The 4,630-nt window shown below is 49.8% G+C and carries 3 protein-coding genes; all 3 read left to right on the top strand.

All coding sequences use genetic code 11. The features are described 5' to 3' along the window. Positions 1 to 113 precede the first annotated feature (113 nt). Positions 114 to 1,082 carry a hypothetical protein gene (locus ACO6V1_RS22490; protein ID WP_422463480.1) on the top strand — a complete coding sequence of 323 codons (969 nt, stop codon included), beginning with the start codon at positions 114 to 116 and terminating at the stop codon, positions 1,080 to 1,082. Then, on the top strand, positions 1,083 to 1,934 hold the full coding sequence (locus ACO6V1_RS22485) for an RAP domain-containing protein (RefSeq protein WP_422468695.1): 852 nt from the start codon (positions 1,083 to 1,085) through the stop codon (positions 1,932 to 1,934). Between the two features lie 113 nt (positions 1,935 to 2,047). Then, positions 2,048 to 4,630: DUF1601 domain-containing protein (locus ACO6V1_RS22480; RefSeq protein WP_422468693.1), on the top strand; the 2,583-nt coding region annotated here is incomplete at its 3' end.

Raw genomic sequence — 4,630 nt, 5'->3', positions numbered from 1 at the left:
GTCAGTAATCGCCTTCCTCCCATCATGACTCTAGTAAACTTTGCCGCACAATGAACTTCTGGGCAGAACAGCAGTCTTCATTTTATATTTTCATGAATTAATGAAATATAATTATGGATAGAAGTTCTGCTGGCATCAGTGGTCAATACGCAAGATCAGGTAATAATGACAACCAACCGAATGACCATGCCGCTTCCAGGCGTGGGCGATATAGACAAGTCACGGTCAGACAGCGGGATGATACCCCACACACAACCCCGGGGCGTAATAAATTTTGCCATTCTTCTGCCGCAGGCCCTTCTCAATATCTACTGCGCCGTTCAGTAAAACCTGCTCAAAATTTTAATGATCTCACCAAACAGGAAATAATGGCTGGCCTGGTCAGTAAATCGGATCGTTTCGGTCATCGCTATGATGGGAGAAATCACGGGCAATATGCCAGTTCAATTAAAAAATACTCATCAGCTGCTAAAAGGCCGTTAAATCGAACGGAACAAAGCCAGTTAATGCGTTTGCTGCAAAATTTTACTGCAACACGGAGCTGGAATTGGCGAAGCCTGACGACAACACTTCATTCATTGACGTCAGCGGGTGTTTTTACCCCTCTTAAACCCATGGATGAAGTTGTTAAGCGTACTCAAGCTGCCTTATTGTCAACACTACTTGATCCAATAATATTCAAGTGCCAGCAAAAACCTCCCGCCATGGATATAGATACCCAGGGTGTCGCCAACCTGCTGTGGGCCATGGCAAAAATGTTGGACAACGGGCTGGAACGGACAACAGAGTTCAACGAGGCCGTTGTCGCTTTGTTACACCACGTGAACGCACAGAAAGACCAATTTAATGCCCAGCACATTACTAACCTGCTGTGGGCTATGGCCAAACTGGTGGAAAAAGGGCAGGAATGGACACCAGTGCTTAAAGACGCCATCGCCGCACTGTTACCCCTCGTAAACGCACAGAAAGCTAAAAAACCGCAGGAAATTGCCAACCAGCTGTGGGCCATCGCGAAACTGGTAGACAACGGACAAAAACTGACACCGGGGCTCAAAGAGACCCTGGCCGCTCTTTTGCCCTGAGTGAACATACAGAAAGACCAATTTATTACCCAGGGCATCGCCAACCTGCTGTGGGCCATCGCGAAACTGGTGGACAACGGGCAGAAGTGGACACCAGGGCTCAACGAGTCCGTGGCACTGCTTTTGCCCCGTGTGAGCGCAAAGAAAACTAACTTTAAACCACAGGAAATTGCTAACCTGCTGTGGGCTGTGGCGAAACTGGGAGAATTCGTTGCGCTGGAGGATGTTACCTCTACGTTCGAATCGCTTGTTTACCGAATCAGTGAAAATCCTCAACTCTCTCAGAAAGACATATTGATGTCCCTCTGGGCAATAATGGTATGCTGTGCCCGGTTGTCAATGGTCTCCCATGCCAATAAAAATAACCGGCTTGAAAAGTACATGGATGACCTGTTTGCTCGTCTGGAAAATACGGACAATGTAGAGGATCAACGCATCATTGCCATGGCCGCAAGTTGGCTAGGTAAAGCCTGTCCGGTCGTCCCCCATTACCATAACATCATTTCAAAACCTCAATCCGACTTCCGCAATCAACTCCAATCATGCATTCCCTCTTTGAAAATTGAAGAAGAAAAGAGTCTGAACTCATTGCCACCGGCGGACCTGATACTGCCAGATCACAACATGGTGATTGAAGTTCAGGGATCGTCTCATTACGTGGGTGGTGATTTCAAAACCAGGAATGGTTCTACTCTATTGAAAATCGCACTGCTGCGAAAAGCAGGATTTAAGGTCGTTGAAATTCCGGTTAACCGGCTTTTGAACCAGAATTCAGTTAAACGATGTATTGATCAAATAAAGACCAGGGCAGATATCCCGCCACAGGGGCATGGCTTTGTATCACTTTCTTAAAGCACGGCGCAGATCAGCCATATTTTATGTTTATAGATATTTCAGCAAAATGAACTTTTGAACAAAACAGCAGTCTGCTTCTCATATTTTTCACGAATTAATGAAATATAATTATGGATAGAAGCTCTGCGGGTATCAGTGGTCAATACACAAGACCAGGTAATGATGACAACCAACCGAAGGACCATGCCGCTTCTTCAAGCCGTGGGCGATCTAGACATGCCCCAGTCAGGCAATGGGGTCATCCCCCCCGCACAGCCCCGGGGCGTAATGAATTGTACTATTCTTCAGCCGCATGCTCTTTTCAACATCTACAACGCCGTTCAGTAAACCACCCTCAGGATTTTAATAACCTCATCAAACAGGAAATAATGGATGGTCTGGTGAATCAATCTGATCGGATCGGTCATCGCTATGATGGGAAGCATCACGGTCAATATGCCAGCTCAATTAAAAAATACACGTCAGGTGCTAAAAGACCGTTAAATCGAACTGAACAAAGCCAGCTGATCAGTTTCCTGCAAAATTTTACCGCAACGCCAAGCTGGAATTGGCGAAGCCTGACGACAACATTTCACTCATTTACTTCAGCCGGTGTTTTTACCCCTCATGACCCCATGGATGAGCGTGTCAAGCGTACTCAGGCTGCCTTATTGTCAACGCTACTTGACGCAATAATATTCAAGTGCAACCAAAAACCTCACGCCAGGGATATTGATGCCCAGGGTGTCGCCAACCTGCTGTGGGCCATGGCGAAACTGGTGGACAATAGGCAGGAGCGGACACCAGAGCTCAACAAGGCCGTGGCCGCGCTGATGCCACACGTGAACGCACTGAAAGACCAATTTATCCCTCAGCATACCGCCAACCTGCTCTGGGCCATGACCAAACTGGTGGACAACGGGCAGGAGCGAACACCAGAGTTCAAAGAGGCCGTGGCCGTGCTGTTGCCCCATATTAACGCACAGAAAGACCAATTTAATGCCCAGGGTATCGCCAACCTGCTGTGGGCCATGGCGAAACTGGCGGACAACGGGCAGGAGCGAATACCAGAGTTCAAAGAGGCCGTGGCCGTATTGTTGCCCCACGTGAACTCAAAAAAAAACCAATTTATTCCTCAGCATATTGCCAATCTGCTGTGGGCCATGGCAAAACTGGTGGACAACGGGCAGGAACAGACGCCAGAACTCAACGAGGCCGTGGCCGCGCTGTTGCCCCACGTGAACGCACAGAAAGCTAACTTTACACGACAGGAAATCGCCAACCTGCTGTGGGCCATGGCGAAACTGGTGGGCAGTGGGCAGGAGCAAACAGCAGGGCTCAAAGAGGCCGTGGCCGTGCTGTTACCCCACGTGAACGCTCAGAAAGCTCACTTTAAACCACAGGGTATTGCCAACCTGCTGTGGGCCATGGCGAAACTGGTGGGCAGCGGGCTGGAGCGGGCACCAGGGCTCAAAGAGGCAGTGGCCGCACTGTTGCCCCACGTGAACGCACAGAAAGCTGACTTTACACCACAGGGTATCGCCAACCTGCTGTGGGCCATCGCGAAACTGGTGGACAACGGGCAGGAGCAGACACCAGGGCTCAAACAGGCCGTGGCCGCGTTGTTGCCGCACGTGAACGCACAGAAAGCTCTCTTTAAACCACAGGAAATCGCCAACCTGCTGTGGGCCATGGCGAAACTGGTAGACAACAGGCAGGAACAGACACCAGAACTCAAAGAGGCCACGGTCGCCCTGCTACCCCACGTGAACATACAGAAAGCTCACTTTAAACCACAGGAAATCGCCAACCTGCTGTGGGCCGTAGCAAAACTGGTGGACAACGGTCAGGAGCGGACACCAGAGCTCAACGAGGCCGTGGCCGCGCTGTTGCCCCACGTCAACGCACAGAAAGCTAACTTTCAATCACAGAGTATCGCCAACCTGCTGTGGGCCATGGCGAAACTGATGGGCAGTGGGCAGGAGCGGACTCAAGGTCTGAAAGAGACCGTAGCCGCGCTGTTGCCCCACGTCAAAGCACAGAAAGCTAACTTTCAATCACAGAGTATCGCCAACCTGCTGTGGGCCATGGCGAAACTGGTGGATAACGGGCTCAAGCAGACACCAGAACTCAACGAGACCGTGGCCGCGCTGTTGACTCAGGTGAACGCAAACAAAGACCAATTTATTCCCCAGCATATCGCCAACCTGCTGTGGGCCATGGCGAAACTGGGCGAACTCATTGAGCTGGACGTGGTAACATCCACGTTCAAATCGCTTGTCTACCGAATCAGTGGCAACCCTCAGTTCTCTCAGCAAGAGATATTGATGTCCCTTTGGGGAGTAATGGTTTGCTGTGCCAGATTGTCTCTGGACTCCAAAAACAATAACTGGCTTGAAAAGCACATGGATGACCTGTTTACTCGCGTGGAAAATACATCCTCAGACAATGAAGAGGATCAACGCATCATTGCCATGGCCGCAAGTTGGCTTGGCAGAACCTGTTCGGTCGTCCTCCATTACCAGACAATCATTTCAAAAAACCAAGCCGACTTCCGTGATCAACTCAAATCATCTATTCCATCTTTGAAGATCGAAGAAGAAAAGAGTCTGAATTCACTGCCTCCGGTTGACCTGCTACTGCCAGATCACAACATGGTAATTGAAATTCAGGGTCCCTCTCATTACGTGGGTGGTGATTTCAAAACCAGGAAG

Source organism: Endozoicomonas sp. ALC013 (assembly GCF_049310205.1).
Lineage (GTDB): Bacteria > Pseudomonadota > Gammaproteobacteria > Pseudomonadales > Endozoicomonadaceae > Endozoicomonas.
The sequence above is the reverse complement of the archived record's forward strand: the minus strand, read 5'-3'. Positions and strand labels throughout refer to the sequence as shown.